General features: G+C 64.7%; 15 protein-coding genes and 1 pseudogene. 13 read left to right on the forward strand and 3 right to left on the reverse strand.

Going from position 1 to position 16735, the window contains the following annotated elements; translation table 11 throughout:
* Nucleotides 1-87: 87 nt before the first annotated feature.
* Genes ABIB73_RS20535 through ABIB73_RS20555 form a run of 5 tightly spaced genes read left to right on the forward strand, consistent with a single transcriptional unit; the run spans nt 88 to nt 4767 of the window.
* Nucleotides 88-1122, forward strand: a complete 1035-nt coding sequence (locus ABIB73_RS20535; protein ID WP_354226744.1) for an extracellular solute-binding protein — start codon at nt 88-90, stop codon at nt 1120-1122.
* Entirely contained in the window at nt 1119-2198 is a 1080-nt protein-coding gene (locus ABIB73_RS20540; protein ID WP_354226746.1) for an ABC transporter ATP-binding protein, read from the forward strand. The genes ABIB73_RS20535 and ABIB73_RS20540 overlap by 4 nt, the downstream gene beginning before the upstream one ends.
* Entirely contained in the window at nt 2195-3058 is an 864-nt protein-coding gene (locus ABIB73_RS20545) for an ABC transporter permease (protein ID WP_354226748.1), read from the forward strand. The genes ABIB73_RS20540 and ABIB73_RS20545 overlap by 4 nt, the downstream gene beginning before the upstream one ends.
* Nucleotides 3058-3855, forward strand: coding sequence for an ABC transporter permease (locus ABIB73_RS20550; RefSeq protein WP_354226750.1), 798 nt, complete (start codon nt 3058-3060; stop codon nt 3853-3855). Before ABIB73_RS20545 ends, ABIB73_RS20550 begins: the two co-directional genes overlap by 1 nt.
* 3 nt (nt 3856-3858) lie before the next feature.
* Nucleotides 3859-4767, forward strand: coding sequence for a polysaccharide deacetylase family protein (locus tag ABIB73_RS20555; RefSeq protein ID WP_354226752.1), 909 nt, complete (start codon nt 3859-3861; stop codon nt 4765-4767).
* Nucleotides 4768-4799: 32 nt separating this feature from the next.
* Here ABIB73_RS20555 and ABIB73_RS20560 read toward each other — a convergent pair whose 3' ends face one another.
* Both ABIB73_RS20560 and ABIB73_RS20565 read right to left on the reverse strand, forming a co-directional pair.
* Nucleotides 4800-5060: a hypothetical protein gene (locus ABIB73_RS20560; RefSeq protein WP_354226754.1), complete on the reverse strand. Its 261-nt coding sequence runs from the start codon at nt 5058-5060 to the stop codon at nt 4800-4802.
* Between the two features lie 198 nt (nt 5061-5258).
* On the reverse strand, nt 5259-7052 hold the full coding sequence (locus ABIB73_RS20565; RefSeq protein ID WP_354226756.1) for a potassium/proton antiporter: 1794 nt from the start codon (nt 7050-7052) through the stop codon (nt 5259-5261).
* Between the two features lie 219 nt (nt 7053-7271).
* Here ABIB73_RS20565 and ABIB73_RS20570 point away from each other — a divergent pair, with 219 nt between their 5' ends.
* Together ABIB73_RS20570 and map are read left to right on the forward strand one after the other, a co-directional pair.
* On the forward strand, nt 7272-8588 hold the full coding sequence (locus ABIB73_RS20570; protein ID WP_354226758.1) for a mechanosensitive ion channel family protein: 1317 nt from the start codon (nt 7272-7274) through the stop codon (nt 8586-8588).
* Between the two features lie 119 nt (nt 8589-8707).
* Entirely contained in the window at nt 8708-9526 is an 819-nt protein-coding gene (map, locus tag ABIB73_RS20575; protein ID WP_027548020.1) for a type I methionyl aminopeptidase, read from the forward strand.
* Nucleotides 9527-9540: 14 nt separating this feature from the next.
* On the opposite strand, the pseudogene ABIB73_RS20580 reads toward map, so the two are convergent.
* Nucleotides 9541-10138: pseudogene (locus ABIB73_RS20580) on the reverse strand (bifunctional transcriptional activator/DNA repair enzyme AdaA).
* A 146-nt stretch (nt 10139-10284) separates the two neighbouring features.
* On the opposite strand from ABIB73_RS20580, the gene ABIB73_RS20585 reads away from it, so the two are divergent.
* The 6 genes from ABIB73_RS20585 (at nt 10285) to ABIB73_RS20610 (ending at nt 16657) form a co-directional block, all read left to right on the forward strand.
* Nucleotides 10285-11226, forward strand: a complete 942-nt coding sequence (locus ABIB73_RS20585; RefSeq protein ID WP_354226761.1) for a DMT family transporter — start codon at nt 10285-10287, stop codon at nt 11224-11226.
* Nucleotides 11227-11304: 78 nt separating this feature from the next.
* Nucleotides 11305-12159, forward strand: coding sequence for an intradiol ring-cleavage dioxygenase (locus tag ABIB73_RS20590; protein WP_354226763.1), 855 nt, complete (start codon nt 11305-11307; stop codon nt 12157-12159).
* 61 nt (nt 12160-12220) lie between these two features.
* Nucleotides 12221-12949 carry a RadC family protein gene (radC, locus tag ABIB73_RS20595; protein ID WP_354226765.1) on the forward strand — a complete coding sequence of 243 codons (729 nt, stop codon included), beginning with the start codon at nt 12221-12223 and terminating at the stop codon, nt 12947-12949.
* Between the two features lie 264 nt (nt 12950-13213).
* A complete protein-coding gene (gene pdxR, locus ABIB73_RS20600; RefSeq protein WP_354226939.1) occupies nt 13214-14692 on the forward strand; it encodes a MocR-like pyridoxine biosynthesis transcription factor PdxR in 1479 nt (492 codons plus the stop codon).
* Between the two features lie 119 nt (nt 14693-14811).
* Nucleotides 14812-15912, forward strand: a complete 1101-nt coding sequence (locus tag ABIB73_RS20605; protein WP_354226767.1) for a 2Fe-2S iron-sulfur cluster-binding protein — start codon at nt 14812-14814, stop codon at nt 15910-15912.
* The gene (locus ABIB73_RS20610; protein ID WP_354226769.1) at nt 15848-16657 is read left to right on the forward strand and encodes an MOSC domain-containing protein; all 810 of its coding nucleotides are present in this window, start codon (nt 15848-15850) and stop codon (nt 16655-16657) included. Before ABIB73_RS20605 ends, ABIB73_RS20610 begins: the two co-directional genes overlap by 65 nt.
* Nucleotides 16658-16735 lie beyond the last annotated feature (78 nt).

Genomic DNA, 16735 nt, shown 5'->3' on the forward strand with positions numbered 1-16735 from the left:
ATTACATAATTAAGAAATGTGCACATTTGGCATGGCGCTTGCTGCTGCTTCGTTGCAAGCTTTACGCACAACCAACGGGACATGCCCATGCACACCCCCTCCCGACGCAGCGTTCTGAAATCCGGCGCGGCCCTGGCCGCGATCATCGCCGCTCCGGCACGGCTACGCGCCGCGCCGAAGGAGATCGTCATCGGCGGCCCCGCGGGCGCCGCGAAATATTTCAACGCCGATCTGTTTCCGGTGCTGGAGAAGAAGCTCGACTGCAAGGTGCTCTATGAGGGCACCAACTCGCTGACCAATCTCCAGAAGATGCAGGCCGACAAGTCCGCGCCGAAAATCTCGGTCGTCATCATGGACGATCCGGTGATGCTGCCGGCAGCTAGCGAAGGCCTGATCACCAAGATGTCGCCCTCGTCGATTGCCAACCTCGGCAAGCTCGTCGATGGCGCGGTGCATCAGGACGGAATGTGGGCAAACTACCAACGCCCCTGGGCCGGCATCGCCTATTCGACCAAGCGCATGAAGACGGCGCCGACGAAATGGTCCGACCTGTGGGACGCGAAATATGCCTCCAAGGTGATCGTGCCGTCGCTGTCGAACACCGAAGGGTTCTGGACGCTGCTCGCGGCCGCGCATCTCGAGACCGGCAAACCCTACAAGGAGGCGCAGTACGAGATCGACGCCGCCTTCAAGAAAGTGAAGGAGCTGAAGGCGAACCTGCTCAACGTCTATACCAACGCGCCGCAGGCCATCAATCTGATGGAGCAAGGCGAGGCCTGGATGATCGGTGGACAATTTTCGGCCTACACGCTGATCCGCAAGGCCGACGGCTCGCCGGTCGATCTCGCCGTGCCGCAGGACGGCGGTTTCGCCATGCCCTCCGGAATTGCGAAAGTGAACGGCGCGCCGGCCGGTGATCTCGCCGATGCCGTGATCGACTTCTTCCTGAGCCCGGAGGCGCAGACCATCCTCGCCGACAAGGCCTTTGTCGCACCGACCAACAAGGGCACGCCGACGCCGGCGGGCTTCCCGGATCCCGCTTCGCTGTTCGCGCCGGACTGGGCGTTCGTCGCCAAGAACCGCGCCGGCTGGGTCGACCGCTGGAGCAAGGAGATGACATGAGCGAGGCCGCGCCGCATCTCATCGTCCGCAGCGTCTCCAAACGGTACGGGCCCACGACGGTCCTCGACCATATCGACCTGACCATCCGCCGCGGCGAGCTGGTGACACTGCTCGGCCCCTCCGGCTGCGGCAAGACGACGTTGCTGCGCGCCATCGCGGGACTCGCGCAACCGGATGCCGGCAAGGTCGAGCTCGCCGGGCGCGACATCACCAACGTGCCGCCGCACCGGCGCAATGTCGGCGTCGTGTTCCAGAGCTACGCGCTGTTTCCGCACCTCACCGTCGCCGGCAATGTCGCGTTCGGGCTCAAGGTGCGCGGTGCGGCGAAGCGCGAGATCGACGCCGCGGTCGAGCGTGCGCTGTCGCTGGTCAAGCTCGGTCATCTCGGCGGACGCCGTATCTCGGCGCTGTCGGGCGGGCAGCAGCAACGGGTGGCGCTGGCGCGCGCCATCGCGGTCGAGCCGGACGTGCTGCTGTTCGACGAGGCGCTCTCGGCGCTCGATCGCAAGCTGCGCGAGGAGATGCAGGTCGAGCTGCGCCGCCTGCTCCAGGAGGTGAAGGCGACCGCGATCTTCGTGACGCACGACCAGGACGAGGCGCTCACCATGTCCGACCGCGTCGCGGTGATGAACAAGGGACGCATCGAACAGCTCGCCGAGCCGCGCCAGCTGTATTTGCGGCCCGCCAGCCTGTTCACGCTCAACTTCGTCGGGCTTTCGACGCGAATTTCCGGCACGGTATTGGCGGCTGACAACGGCAAGGTCGATGTCGAGACCAAGCTTGGCCGGCTGTCGGCGCTCGGTAATTTCCAGGCAGGCTCTCCCGTCATCGTCGCGGCGCGCCCCGAGCAGCTTCGCCTCGGCGAACAGGGCGCGACGAATTCGGCGGCCGGGCGGGTCCGCTCCGTGGTGTTCCAGGGCTCGCGCACCCTGGTCGAGGTCGATGCCGGCGCCGGCGAAAGCCTGCTTGCGGAGCTCTCGGAGCGCGACGGCGCGATCCCGCACGTGCATGACGAAATCCGCCTGAGCTGGCCGATCGCCGAGACCTTTGCGTTTCCGATGGAGGCGCAGGCATGACCGAGGCAGCGCTTTCCGCGCCCGCGGCGCCGCCCTCGGTCGATCGCGAGCAGCTTGCCGCGATCGGATTCGTGCTGCCGTCTTTCGTCATCATCGCCGGCGTGTTCGCGCTGCCGCTGGTGCTGCTGCTCGGCGTCAGCATCGTCGACGCCAACGGGCTGACCTTCGCCCATTATAAACGCCTGCTCGGCACGCCCTATTATCTCGGCGTGATCTGGAATTCGCTGCGGCTGGGGTTGCTGACCACGCTGATCGCCTTCCTGATCAGCTATCCCGCCGCCTTCGCCTTGGCGCGCGCCCGTGGCGCCCTGCGCTCCGTGCTGCTCGCCACACTGTTCCTTCCGCTCGCCGCCAGCGTCATCGTCAAGGCCTTTGCCTGGACGATCCTCTTGCGCAGCGACGGTCTCGTCAACGAAACCCTGATCGCACTCGGCATCATCGAAGACCCGATCCGGATGATCTTCACCGAGACCGCGCTGATTGTCGGCGCCGTCAACATCTTCCTGCCCTTCATGATCCTGCCGATCTACGCGATCGTCGCCCAGCTCGATCCACGCTATGCCGAAGCCGCCGCAACGCTCGGCGCCTCGCCGGTCGGAACATTCTTCCGCGTCATCCTGCCGCTGACCGTGCCTGGCATCATTGCCGGCGTGGCGCTTGTGTTCTCGCTGTCGGTCTCCGCCTATGTGGTGCCGACGCTGCTGATCGGCGAAAAATATCCAACGCTCGCGACCACGATCGCAAAGGCCTATCTGCTGGCCCGCGAGCCCGGCTTCGGCGCCGCCGCCGGCGTCGTGCTGCTGGCAATTGCGATTGCCGTCGTGACGCTGAGCGCGCGGCTGTCGCGGGAGCCGAAATGATGACGCGGGCCGCAATCGCCGTCTGCTGGGTCATGGCCATCGCGCTGGCGCTGTTCCTGATCGCGCCGCTGCTGGTGATCGCAGCGGCAAGCTTCTCGCCGACGCCGGTGTTCGACCTGCCACTCACGGGCGCATCGACGCGGTGGTATGGCCGGATCGGACGGCTTGACGGCTTCTGGCCGTCGCTGTTGCTGTCGCTTCAGATCGCGCTGTTCTCCACCGCGATCTCGCTGGTCTGCGGCACGCTCGCGGCGATCGCGATCGCCCGCGGAAAGCTGCCGGGTGCAGGCGTCTTTGCGACCGCGCTGGTCTCGCCGCTGATGATGCCGGGTCTGGTGCTCGGCATCGCGCTGTTGCAGGGTTTTCGCGCCATCGGTTTCACCGCGCCCTGGGCGACGCTGCTGGTCGCCCATCTCGTGATCACGCTGCCTTACGTCGCGCGCACGATGATCGCGGGGCTTGCGCGATTTGATTTCACCCTGATCGAGGCGGCGCGCACGCTCGGCTGCACTTATCCGGGCGGCGTGTTGCGGGTGATGGTGCCGGCGCTGGCGCCTTCGTTCCTGATCGCTGGCATCTTTTCGTTTCTGGCGTCGTTCGACAATTATCCGGTGTCGATCTTCCTCGCCGACGTCCGCACCAAGACGCTGCCGATCCGGATGCTGCAATATATCGAGGAGGCGCCCGATCCGACGCTCGCCGCGCTCTCGACCCTCATCCTCGCCGGCACGGTGATCCTGCTGTTCGTCAGCGACCGCGTCGTTGGCCTGCACCGCATGGCCGGAACCTCGGACTGATCCATGAACAACGAACCCAAATCTTCGCAGCGCAACTTCGCCGGCTATCGTGACAAGCCGCCGAACCCGCACTGGCCGAACGGCGCGCGCGTCGCGGTGTCGCTGGTGGTGAATTTCGAGGAGGGCTCGGAGTTCTCCGTCAGCGACGGTGACGCGACTAACGAAGCGATCTACGAGGTCGTCCACCGGCTCGACGGCCCGGACTCCTGCATCGACAGCCATTTCGAATATGGCACGCGCGCCGCGTGGTGGCGCATCATGGACCTGTTCGACGCGCACGGCGTCAAGGTGACGGTGAGCTCCTGCGGCCGTGCGGTCGAACGCTCACCGGACCTCGCGCGCGACGCGATTGCGCGGGGGCATGAGGTGTCGGCCCATGGCTGGCGCTGGCAGAGCCACGCCGAGATGGATGAAGCCAGCGAACGCAAGGTCATCGCCAAAACGGTGGCAGCGATCAAGCGCGCGACCGGGCAGCGCCCGGTCGGCTGGCACACCCGCTCGGCGACTTCGCCGAACACGCGGCTGCTGCTGGTCGAGGACGGCGGCTTTCTCTACGACAGCGACGCCTATAACGACGACCTGCCCTATTATCTGAACGTCGCCGGCAAGCAGCATCTCGTGCTGCCCTACGCCTTCGATACCAACGACATGCAGTATTACAACGCCTCACGCTTCAACGGCGCCGATTTTGCCGACTACGTCATCGACGCCTTCGAATGGCTGAAGCGCGAGGGTGAGACATCGCCGAAGATGATGTCGATCGGCCTGCATTTGCGCATGATCGGCCGGCCCGGCCGCATCGGTGCGCTGGAACGGATCCTCGCGCATATCACCAAGAGCGGCACGGCGTGGATCGCGCCGCGGTCGGCAATTGCGCAGCATTGGATGACGGCGGTGCCGGCGAAGACGTGAGCCTCGCCGGCACCGTTGGTGGTGAACCGGAACTACCAGCCGCGATCGACGTTGCGGACCTCGCCCGTCCTGGCGTCCACGTCGACCTCCATCCAGCGGCCGGCACGGTCGCGGCCCTCGATCTGCCATTCGTCGCCGAGGAACTGGGTATGCGAGACAGTCATGACGCCGATATCGGTGGCGACATCGAGCGCGGCCTGCATCGACAGCTGGTCGCCTGTATCATAGGCCATCGCGGGCGCTATCGATCCGAGCCCGAGCGCGACGATAGCCGGCAAGATGAGTTTTCGCATGGACTGCTCCTGTCGAATATGTTGCTCGGGCTAAGAACGAGCGGCCTGGCGGAGCGTTCCGGCTATCACCTTCCCGGAACAGCGGAAACTTTCGGCGGTTGCGGCGATTTGGTGGCGGTTCCCTGTGTTCCGCTCGTCATTCCGGGGCGCCCGACGCGCGAGCCCGGAATCCATTTCACCGCTCGCTCGGTGGAATGACTAGACCCCCGCGACCGATGTCCATAAATCCGCAAGCTTGCGTCGCAGGATCTGCGTGCGCGTCAGTGGCGCGGGCGTTTCATCTTCTTCCGGCAGGCGCAAGCCGACGACGTTGACGCGGCCGCCGGAGATCGAGCGCGCGACAAGCACGATCTCTCCCAGTGCGAGCTCGGCGCCCTCTTTCGGCGCGCGGTCGAGGTGAACGTCGAAATAGTCAGCCAAGGTCAGCTTGCCCTCGTCCTCACTCACCTTCACACCGTAGATCTCGGCGAGCTCTGCGAGGGTGTGCTCGGCGGAGACCATGAAGTCGCCGAGCAGATGCGGATCCGGCACCGAGCTCGGCTGCATGTCGACGAAGAAACGGTCGAGCGACTCGGCCTTTTCCGGCGGCGCCAGCAGATAGATGTAATCGCCCGGCGCGACCGGATCGGCTTCCGCAGGCGTCAAAATGTTCTCGTTGCGGATCACCAGCGTCGGCTTGGACCAGGACGGGATCAGCCCGCGGCGGAAATACAGGCTCTTGGGCCGCACCGGATAGCCGACGAGCTGCTGTTCGAGCTGGCCGGGCAGATCGAGCTCGACGCGGCGCGGGCCGCGCTCGGCGCGCGGCAGCGCCACGTGCAGCTTGCGCGCGGCGGGCGCCAGCGTCCAGCCTTGCAGCAGGAGCGAGATGATGACGACGACGAAGGCAACGTCAAAATAGAGATAGGCCTTTGACAACCCGACCAGCATCGGGATCGACGCCAGGAAGATCGCGACCGCGCCGCGCAGGCCGGTCCAGGCGATGAATATCTTTTCGCGCCAGTTGAAGCGGAACGGCGCCAGGCACACGAAGACCGCGAGCGGCCGCGCAACCAGCATCAGGACGAATGCGACCGCGACGGCCGGCAGCACGCTGGTGCCAAGCCGGCTCGGCGAGACCAGCAGGCCAAGCAGCACGAACATCACGATCTGCGCCAGCCAGGTCGCGGCATCCAGGAAGGCCACCACCGAATTATGCGCGCGGGTCGGCCGGTTGCCGATGATGATTCCGGCGAGATAGACCGCAAGGAAGCCGGAGGCGTGCATGATCTGAGAACCGCCGAAGATCACGAGCGCGGCCGTGGTCACGAAGGGTGCGTGCAGGCCCTGCGGCAGCGCCACCTTGTTGAGCGCGATGACAACGAGGCGTCCGCCGAAGAAACCGACGACGGCGCCCAGCACCGCCTCCTGCACGAACTCCATCACCACATGCCCCGCCGAGCTCGATCCCAGCGAGATGTATTCGACCAGCATCAAGGTGAGGAAGATCGCGAAGGGGTCGTTGGTGCCGGATTCCGCCTCCAGCGTGGCACCGACGCGCGGGCGCAGGCGAAGGCCCTGGGTATGCACCAGCAGGAACACCGCGGCGGCGTCGGTCGAGGCCACCACGGCACCGACCAGCAGTGACTCCGCCCAGTTGAGGTCGAGCGCGTATTTCGCAAACGGCGCCGTGATCAGCGCCGTCAGCAACACGCCCACGGTCGCGAGCACCACCGAGGGCGCCAGCACCGTGCGGATGCTGGCAAAGCGCGTGCGCAGGCCGCCGTCGAACAGGATCAGGGCAAGCGCCACCGAGCCGACCAGGTAGGTCGTGCGGACGTCGTCGAACTGGAGCCGACCGGGGCCGGAATCGCCGGCCAGCATGCCGATCGCAAGGAAGACGAGCAGCAGCGGGGCGCCGAAGCGCAGCGCAAGCAGGCTCGACAGGATGCCGGCCATCACCAGGACGGCGCCGAGCAGAATGGCGATGCTGACAGAGTCGAGAGAGGCCATCCACCTTCCGGTTACAAGTCGCTGGCAAATCGCTGGAATGGCATCCTTATCGTCGGCACACTGCTGCGCCAACCCATTTTCTCCCGCTCGCGGCAATCTGCCCGTATTTTGCGGCCTTAACTCGCATCACATGGCGGTGTATCGATGGCCGGGCCGCCCCCTTTGTGGGATTCTGCGGCGCCCTCGAATCAAACCCGCCCACTTCCCCGAGACCTCCCGATGGACATGGACCTCAAAGACTTCATGGAGTTCGTGCAGACCACCGCGCGCAGCGTCGGGGCGGAAATCTCCTCACCCTGGTTCTACCTGCAATTTGGTCTCATTCTGGCCGCGGCCGGCATCGCCTATGCCGCAGAAGCCGCCGTTCGCAACCGGGTCGACATGGCATCGCTGGCGATACGCTGGCCGCTGCCGCTTCGGCACTTCGCCCGGGTCATGGTCTCCAGCGCCTCCACGGCCGTATTCACCCTGCTCGTGATCGTCTCGCGCGTCGTGCTGTACCACGCCACCTGGCCGAGCCGCAGCTATCTCCTGATGGTCGCCGCCAAGCTGGGGCTGGCCTGGCTCGCGATCCGGCTCGTGACCTCGGTGCTGCGCAACGAATTCATCGTCAAACTGGTATCGATTGCCGCGTGGTTCGTCGCGGCCCTGTCCATCGTCGGCCAGCTCGATGCGACCGTCGACCTGCTCGATTCCTTCGCGATCGTGCTTGGCGGGTTGCGCCTGACGCCGCTGCTGGTGATCAAGGCCGGCGTGCTCCTACTCATCGCGCTCTGGCTCACCAACATCGCCAGCAATTTCGCCGAGAGCAAGATCAACTCGACGACCGACCTGACGCCGTCGATCCAGGTGCTGCTGGTCAAGATCATCCGCATCGGGCTCCTCGCGGTCGCGATCGTGATCGCGCTCGGCGCGGTCGGCATCGACCTCTCGGCGCTCGCGGTGTTCTCCGGTGCGGTCGGCGTCGGTATCGGCATCGGCCTTCAGAAGATCGTGGCCAATTTCATCTCCGGCATTATCCTGCTCGCCGACAAGTCGGTGAAGCCGGGCGACCTCGTCACCATCGGCGACAATACCGGGCGTATCAGCGCGATGAAGACACGCTATATTTCCGTTGCCGCCGGCGATGGCCGCGAATTCCTGGTGCCGAACGAGGACCTGGTGACGCAAAAGGTTGTCAACTGGACCTATACCGACAAGAACACGCTGGTGAAGATCACCTTCGGCACCAATTACGACGCCGATCCGAAGCTGGTCTGCAAGCTCGCAATCGAGACCGCGGCCGCCCATCCGCGCGCGCAGAAGGCCAAGCCGCCGAACTGCATCCTGACCGAGTTCGCGGAGGCCGGCATGAAGTTCTCGCTGACCCTCTGGCTCGCCGACCCCGACGGCATGGACAACGTCAAGAGCGACGTGATGCTGGCGCTCTGGGACGTCTTCAAGCGCGAGGGCATCCGGGTTCCCTACCCGGTCCGCGAAATCCGCATCCGCGGCGGCGCGCTGCCGGTGGAAACCACCGTAGAAGTCCCGAATTGAGCCGGCTTTCGGACGCATGGCCGCCAAGCTTGGCTTGCATGAAGGCTCGCAATCATTAAATTGGGCCTGAAATCAAGCCCTTCCGCTCACACCGAGACCACCTCAGAAGACCGCCCCGCATGAGCTACGTCGAAGCCACCGATACCTCCCTGCGCAAGACCGGACAGATCAAGCTGCATGGACCGAGCGCGTTTGCCGGCATGCGCAAGGCGGGGGCGCTGGTGGCCAAATGCCTCGACGAACTCACCGACATCGTCGGGCCCGGCGTGCCGACCGAGCGCATCGACCAGTTCGTCCGCGACTTCGCCTTCAGCCACGGCGCCTATCCGGCGACGCTGATGTATCGCGGCTATCGCTATTCGACCTGCACCTCGCTCAACCACGTGGTCTGCCACGGCATGCCCGGCGACCGGCCGCTGAAGGAAGGCGACATCGTCAACATCGACGTCACCTTCATCGTCGACGGCTGGTACGGCGATTCCAGCCGGATGTATGCGGTCGGCCCGATCGCGCGCAAGGCCGAGCGGCTGATCGAGGTGACGTACGAAGCCATGATGCGCGGCATCGCGGCGGTGAAGCCCGGCGCCACCACCGGCGACATCGGCCACGCCATTCAGAGCTTTGTCGAACCGCAGGGCATGAGCGTGGTGCGCGACTTCTGCGGCCATGGCCTCGGGCGCATGTTCCACGACGAACCGAACATCATCCATATCGGCCGGCCCGGCGAGGGCGTTCAGCTCAAGCCCGGCATGTTCTTCACCATCGAGCCGATGATCAATCTCGGCAAGCCGCATGTGAAGATCCTCTCCGACGGCTGGACCGCGGTGACCCGCGACCGCTCGCTGTCGGCACAGTTCGAGCACTCGGTCGGCGTCACCGCGACGGGCGTCGAGATCTTCACGCTGTCGGAAAGACACGGCGAGAAGCAGATCGGCTGATTTCGCCGCGACACCTATCGGAGGCGGCGGAATGACGACGGTGGCCGCTTGTAGGTTGCGGCAAAGGCATCGTTGAAACGGCGAACGCTGCCGAACCCGGCGGCGAAGGCGATCTCCGCCAAGGTCATATCACTCCCATCGATCAAGCGCTTGGCTTCCTGCACGCGCCGCGTCGCCGCAATCTCGCTGGGGCTCGCTCCGGTATGGCGCATGAACAAGCGCAGGAGATGGCGCGGTCCGACGCCAAGGGCTTCGGCAAGCTCCGCCACAGACGCACGATCCAGAAAGCCGTCATTGATCAGGCGCATGCCGCGCGCCACGGTGGTGGCCGTTCCCATCCAGGCCGGCGACCCCCGGCGCGGTTTCCGGCCGGCAACGCAGACACGGGCGAAAGCCGGCCCGTTCGGCGGCGGCCGCGGTGGCGTAGAAGGTGACATTTTCGGAGCGCGCAGGCCGAACCGGACAAACCGGCCGGCAATAGATCCGCGTCGAGCGAACGCCGGAAAAGAACAGGCCGTCGAAGGCGCGGGCACGCGCCAGCCGCGCCCGATCGCAGGTCTCCCAATCGAGATGCGGAGGCAGGGCTTGCCGATGCACCGGGCCTGTCGCCATGGCGGAACAATAGTTTCGATGCAGCCCGCCGAGTAGCCGAAATCGGACTCGATTGGACGATGAGGTCCGAATTCAGCCAGCCTGTGTCGCCGCGCCGGATCATGGTCCCGATCCATCCCGGAACAGATTCGCCGGAGCAGATTCGCATGAGCACGCAGGCCTCGCAGGCAATGTCGGAACGAAACACTTTATCCTTGGAGATCGGGCTGCTGTTGCTGCTCTCGCTGATCTGGGGCAGCTCGTTCACGTTGATCAAGGTGGCGGTCGCGACGATACCGCCATTCACGATGGTTGCAGCGCGCGTCGCGATCGCGGCAATTCTCCTGATCCTGATTGCCGCCGCGCAAGGACACTCCCTTCCCCACCAGCGATCGGTCTGGGCGGCCTTCCTCGTGCAAGGTCTTCTGCAAAGTGCGCTGCCGTTCACCCTGATCAGTTGGGGTGAGATGCACATCGCAAGCGGCCTCGCCGGCGTGCTCAATGCCACCCCGCCGATGTTCGTGCTCGTGATCGCGATGTTGACCGGGCGCGGACGGCGGACGATCAGCAGCCAGAAGATCGCCGGCGTCGGGCTCGGTCTTGCCGGCGTGGTGGTAACGATCGGCGTCGATGCGATTTCCGCGATCGGCACGGTAGCTCCGCTCGCGCAGGCGGCCGTGCTCGGCGCGAGCCTCTGCTACGCGGTCGCGCCGATCTGGGGACAGCGGTTCTCCGACTTTCCCGCGATCGTCACGGCGGCCGGCGCCATGAGCTGTGCAGCGATCCTCATGGTTCCTGCCGCAATTGTCGTCGAGCAGCCCTGGACGCTGGCACCGACCCCGCAGGCGATCACGGCCGTCTTCGGGCTCGCGGTCGTCTGCACGGCACTCGCAATGGTGATCTATTTCCGGCTGATCCGCACGCTCGGCCCACTCGGCACGACGAGCGGCAGCTATCTGCGCGCGGGATTTGCGGTGGCGCTCGGCATCGCATGGCTCGGCGAGGATTTTGCCTGGTCAATTCTCGCCGGCATGGCGCTCATTGTCGCCGGGGTCATTGCCGTCACGGTCCCCCTGCCGGCGCGACACAGCGAGAAACCTCCGGGCTGATTATCGTCATCTTGACGGCGTGATCTTGCCATCCTGCTTGCCGATGACGATCGCTGCTCAACAAGCAGGAGAGATCGGGTGAGCACATCGACGCGCCGCGGCTTTCTCGGATTTGTGTCGGCCAGCGCCGCGGGCCTGCTGCCGGGCCGCTCAGAGGCTGCTGGCGTTGCGACGGACAGCGAGCCGGCCTGCATCCTCACGCCGCAGGCGGAAGAAGGGCCGTTCTATTCCGACCCAAAACTCGTTCGATCCGACATCGCGGAGGGCAAGGCCGGCATTCCGCTGACATTGCGGCTGCGTGTGATCGAGGCCGGCCCCTGCACGGCGATCAAGGGCGCGCGGGTCGACATCTGGCATTGCGATGCCAAGGGGCTGTATTCGGCCTTTGCAGGCCAGAGCGACAGCCGCAATATCGATGCGACCGGCAAGACGTTCCTGCGCGGCACGCAAATGGCCGACGAGGTCGGCTGGGTGACCTTCAATACCATCTATCCCGGCTGGTATGACGGCCGCACCACGCACATCCATTTCAAGATGTTTCTCGACGACCGCACCGTGCTGACCGGGCAGACCTTCCTGCCTGATGCTCTGAACGAGTTCATCTACACCAACGTGCCCGATTACGGGAAACGCGCGCGGCAGCGCATGGTGATCAACGCCAACGATCACGTCATCGAACGCTCCGACCCCGGGCATCGCGCCTTCTGCGCGGTGAAGGAGGAGCGCGACCGCTACGTCGCGACGCTGACACTCGGCGTCGATCGCCGCTCAGACGCCACCGTCGGACGCGCCGGCCCACCACCGCCACCACCGGGCATTCGCGGCGGTCCGCCGCCTGGCCCGCCGCCCGCGGGCATGGGCGGGCCGATGTTCGTCCGGCCCATCAAGGATCGGCTGGCTGCGCTGGTGCCGGGATTGAGGCGCGAGCGTTGAGCGGCCACCGGCGCAATTGGCGGTTGCAAAAGCGGGGCGTCGCGGCGATGCTTGGCGCGCGATGCCCGCCAGATCCAGCAGCAAATCCCCCGCTCCGTCCAACCAGCCGGAGCCGCCAGAGCCGCACTATCTCGGCCATCGTGAGCGGCTGCGGGAGCGCTTCTACAGCGCCGGCGCGGACGCGCTCAGCGACTACGAGTTGCTGGAGATGGCGCTGTTTCCGGCGCTGCCGCGGCGCGACACAAAACCGCTCGCGAAAACCCTGCTCAAGACCTTTGGCTCGTTCGCCGAAGTCGTCCATGCGCCGGTGGCGCGGCTGCGCGAGGTCGACGGCGTCGGCGAGGCCGCGATCAATCAGCTCAAGCTGATCGCGGCAGCAGTGCACCGCGTCGCCAAGGGCGAGGTCAACAGCCGCAACGCGCTGTCGTCATGGAACGAGGTGATCGATTATTGCCGCGCCAGCATGGCGTTTGCCGACAAGGAGCAATTCCGCCTGCTCTTCCTCGACAAGCGCAACCAGCTCATCGCCGACGAGGTGCAGCAGACCGGCACCGTCGACCACACCCCGGTCTATCCGCGCGAGGTGATCAAGCGCGCTCTGGAGCTGTCGGCGACCGCCTTGATCCTGGTGCACAACCACCCCTCCGGCGATCCGTCGCCCTCGCAGGCCGACATCCAGATGACCAAGGCAATCATCGACATCGCCAAGCCGCTCGGCATTTCGGTGCACGACCACATCATCGTCGGCAAGAGCGGGCATGCCAGCCTGCGCGGGATGCGGCTGATCTGATCGGCTTCGCGTTCGCGGCTCGGGCCGCCCGCACCGAGCTCAGGGCCTTGCCGGCTTCGCTGCTCGAGCCGATGGCTCTCGCCGGACTTTGCCGCGGCCAGTTTTCCGAGAGGTACGGCCGCCCCAAGGCCATTAAGGACCCGAATTGCTGAAGCGGCGAAAGATCGGCTTCATTTGGCGATTGCCGCAAGCCGTCTATGGCCGGGACTGGACCAGGTATAAGCCAGGATATAGGATTTGACATGGGCCAGTGGAGGGGCAACGGTGCTGCGCGAGTGGAGGCTCAATCTCAAGCTTAATCTGAAGCGCAGGCCTGGCGGCGCGCCCGTCTACGTTCAGATCGCTCACGGACTCGTCGCCGAGATACGGCGGGGACGGTTGATCGCCGGCGAGGTCCTTCCGGGCTCGCGCGAGATGGCTGAAGAGCTTGGCGTCAACCGCAAGACCGTTGTCGTCGCATACGACGAGCTGATCGCTCAGGGTTGGCTGACATCCCGCGGCACCAAGGGCACCTTCGTCTCCGCGAAACTTCCGGAGCCGAAAGCCAGGCCAGCACGATTGGCGCTCGATGGGCCGCGCTCACGGGGCGAAGGCCCACAATTCAGCCGGCTCGCGCCGCCGATGGATGTCCCCGTCCTTTTCCCCAGACCGGGCCTGCTGTCGCTCGACGATGGAACGCCAGACACGCGGCTCTTTCCCGCCGAAAGTTTTGCGCGCGCCTACAGGAGCGCAATGACGATCGCGGGCAAGGTTGGAAAGCTTGGTTACGGCGATCCCCGCGGCAGTCCGAATCTGCGGGGCGCAATCTCGCGAATGCTGAATGTCGACCGCGGCCTTGCGACGACGCCGGACCGAGTCTGCCTGACGCGCGGAAGCCAGATGGCCATCTATCTGGTGTCGAGGATCATGATTCGAAACGGCGATGGCGTGGTCGTAGACGATCTGACCTATCCGCCCGCCCGCGAGGCGTTTCGCGCGGCCGGCGCCAATATTCTCAGGGTGCATGTCGACGACGACGGCACCGATATGGATAGCCTGGAGAAGACCTGTCGACGCCACCGTGTCCGCCTGGTCTACCTGACGCCCCATCACCATTTCCCGACCACCGTGCTTCTGAACCCGGACAGGCGACTGCGGCTGCTCGGACTGGCTTCACAGTTCGGCTTCACCATCGTCGAGGACGATTACGACCACGAATTTCATTTCCAGCACCAGCCTCTCCTGCCGTTGGCGTCATTCGATCCTTCGGTCCTCTACATCGGATCGATGTCGAAGCTTCTCTCTCCGAGCCTCCGGCTTGGATACATTTCCGCGCCCGAAAAATTCATCGAACGAGCCGCGCAGGAAATCTGCCTCATCGATCGGCAAGGCGATCCGGTCACGGAGGATGCGGTCGCTGAACTCGTAGAGTCGGGTGAAGTAAGACGGCACGCCAACAGGGTGCTCAAGATCTACGCGGCGCGCAGGGAGAAACTGGCGGTGATGTTGCGTGCCGAACTCGACGATGCCGTCGATTTCCGCCTTCCCGACGGTGGGCTGGCGTTCTGGCTCACGTTCGCCACCTCGTCGCATCTGGATCGGCTCGAGCAGAATGCGCCGAAGAATGGGCTGCAATTCCTGCCTAGCGGCAGCTTTGCCGGGAAGGAAGATGGCCGCCGCGGAATTCGGGTCGGCTTTGCCGGCCTTGACGATGCCGGTATCCGCGATGCGGTCAGGCGGATGAAGGCGGCGATCGGCCCCTAGACGCCGCACCAGGCCTGGCCGTCCGAAAAAGTGCACTGGCCCATACGTGATCGGAAAACTGGATCACGGCTCGATTTCGCGTCCCGGCTTACTGATCGGGAATGGGTCGAGGTCGGAGCATGAGGACTGTCAAGGCAAAGCTTTCGTCGGGGAGGACGTTCGAAGCCAGATCGGACGAGACGATTCTCGCGGCCGCCACGCGGGCCGGCATCTGGTTGCCGAGCGCATGCCGCGCGGGGTCATGCGGGAGTTGCAAAGCCAGGATCGTCACGGGCGAGTTCGTCCACAACGGGTCCATCGGCGGCCTGGGCCGCACTCATGATCCTCTTGCCGCCCTGCTATGCAGGGCCAGCGCGCTCACCGACATTACGATCGACGTGCTCGAACTTTCCGAGCCGCCAGCGAGCGAAAAGCCGCCGGTGCCGGCGCGCGCCGTGGCTTTGAAGCGCGAAAACGAGAACGTCATCCGCGTTACGCTGCGGTTTCCGCCGTTTGACAAACCCGCCTTCAGGCCCGGCCAGTTCGTCGGCATTCGCCATTCCGACGGAATGGACCGGTCATTCTCCATTGCCAATGCTCCACGCGATGACGGAACGATCGAGTTGCACATCGGACGTGTGGCCGGCGGCGCGTTCACGGGACACGTTTTCGAAGAATTGAAGATAAACGACATTCTCCAAGTGAGCGGGCCTTACGGAAACTTCGGTTATTCATCGCAGGACCGACCCTCGATCTTCGTAGCCGGCGGCACCGGCATCGCGCCCGTGCGCGCTATTCTCGAAGCGCTCACAAGAGACGATTTTCGATCCAAGGCCCGGGTCTATTGGGGCAGCAGGACGCGGAGCGGCTTCTATATCGACCGCGAACTCAGAGACCTTTGCCCCGCCGGCACCGGTATCGAATATGTGCCGGTCCTCTCCGATCCCGACGAAAGCTGGAAGGGACGCACAGGGCTGGTCCACGAAGCGGTGCTTCAGGACTTCACCGACCTGTCGGGTTTCGACGTCTACGCATGCGGAAGTCCCGCGACGGTCGACGCAACTTACGAAGCCCTGAGCGCGCGCGGCGCCCGGCCCGATCGCTTCTTCGCGGACAGCTTCCATCGCTCGGGGCCAACCGCGCGCCAACCTATTCAATCCAGGAAAGGCCTGCTTCATGATCAAGATCAAGGATCTGTTCGTCTATCCCATCAAATCCTGCAAGGGCATCAGAGTAAGTGAGGTTGAGCTTTCCCCGACCGGATTTCTCGGCGACAGGAACTGGATGGTCGTCGACGAAGCCGGGGTGTTCGTCACCCAGCGCGAGCATCCAAAGCTTGCCCTCGTGGAGCCGACACTCACCGAAGACAGCCTGGCCCTGAACGCACCCGGGATGACCGAACTCGTCGTTTCGCGCAAGGCGCTGGCGACGCAGAGTCGCGAAGTCGAACTGTTCGGAGAGAAGATGCCATCGCTTTTTGCCGGTGATGAGCCTTCGAAGTGGTTCGGAGACTATCTCGGAGGAAACTTCCAGTTCGTTTCCCGCGACCCGGGCTTCCTCAGGAAGGGTGGCGTTCAGTATCCATCGAGGGACGAGGCTCCGACCACCTTTGTCGACAACTACGGGATCCTGGTGATCTCGGAAGCTTCGCGAAGCGACCTGAATAACCGTCTCGTTTCCGGCGTGCCGATGAACCGCTTCAGGCCGAACATCGTCATCGAGGGCGTCGACGCCTACGGGGAAGACTATTTCGCGAGTGCGCGCGTCGGCGAGGTCACGCTCCGTTTCGTCGACGTTTGCTATCGTTGCAACATGACCACGATCGACCAGGAGAAGGCGGAGTTCGGCCAGGAGCCGCTCCAAACGCTTGGTCGTTACAGAAGTTCGAAAGTCGGCGTCCGCTTTGGCAGCTACGCAGCGGTGGCTGGCGGCGTTGGGAAAAGGCTGACGGCTGGAAGTCCGCTGGAGATCGCGCTGAACTTCTGAGTTGTCGGCATGAAGCGGGTAGGCGCGCATCGTCCACCGCTGCGCGAGCGGAGAAGGCCGGTCATCCGGACCGGCCCT

Origin of the sequence: Bradyrhizobium sp. F1.4.3 (assembly GCF_040548375.1) — a bacterium.
GTDB lineage: Bacteria > Pseudomonadota > Alphaproteobacteria > Rhizobiales > Xanthobacteraceae > Bradyrhizobium.

Bases quoted from the DNA above. Each gene is read 5' to 3' on its own strand.
- ABIB73_RS20550 (WP_354226750.1), top strand. From the start codon at position 3,058: ATGACGCGGGCCGCAATCGCCGTCTGCTGGGTCATGGCCATCGCGCTG.
- ABIB73_RS20565 (WP_354226756.1), bottom strand. From the start codon at position 7,052: ATGGCCTCTCTCGACTCTGTCAGCATCGCCATTCTGCTCGGCGCCGTC.
- radC (WP_354226765.1), top strand. From the start codon at position 12,221: ATGCCCGCCAGATCCAGCAGCAAATCCCCCGCTCCGTCCAACCAGCCG.
- ABIB73_RS20555 (WP_354226752.1), top strand. From the start codon at position 3,859: ATGAACAACGAACCCAAATCTTCGCAGCGCAACTTCGCCGGCTATCGT.
- ABIB73_RS20560 (WP_354226754.1), bottom strand. From the start codon at position 5,060: ATGCGAAAACTCATCTTGCCGGCTATCGTCGCGCTCGGGCTCGGATCG.
- ABIB73_RS20610 (WP_354226769.1), top strand. From the start codon at position 15,848: ATGATCAAGATCAAGGATCTGTTCGTCTATCCCATCAAATCCTGCAAG.
- ABIB73_RS20540 (WP_354226746.1), top strand. From the start codon at position 1,119: ATGAGCGAGGCCGCGCCGCATCTCATCGTCCGCAGCGTCTCCAAACGG.
- map (WP_027548020.1), top strand. From the start codon at position 8,708: ATGAGCTACGTCGAAGCCACCGATACCTCCCTGCGCAAGACCGGACAG.
- ABIB73_RS20605 (WP_354226767.1), top strand. From the start codon at position 14,812: ATGAGGACTGTCAAGGCAAAGCTTTCGTCGGGGAGGACGTTCGAAGCC.
- ABIB73_RS20585 (WP_354226761.1), top strand. From the start codon at position 10,285: ATGAGCACGCAGGCCTCGCAGGCAATGTCGGAACGAAACACTTTATCC.
- ABIB73_RS20570 (WP_354226758.1), top strand. From the start codon at position 7,272: ATGGACATGGACCTCAAAGACTTCATGGAGTTCGTGCAGACCACCGCG.
- ABIB73_RS20545 (WP_354226748.1), top strand. From the start codon at position 2,195: ATGACCGAGGCAGCGCTTTCCGCGCCCGCGGCGCCGCCCTCGGTCGAT.
- ABIB73_RS20535 (WP_354226744.1), top strand. From the start codon at position 88: ATGCACACCCCCTCCCGACGCAGCGTTCTGAAATCCGGCGCGGCCCTG.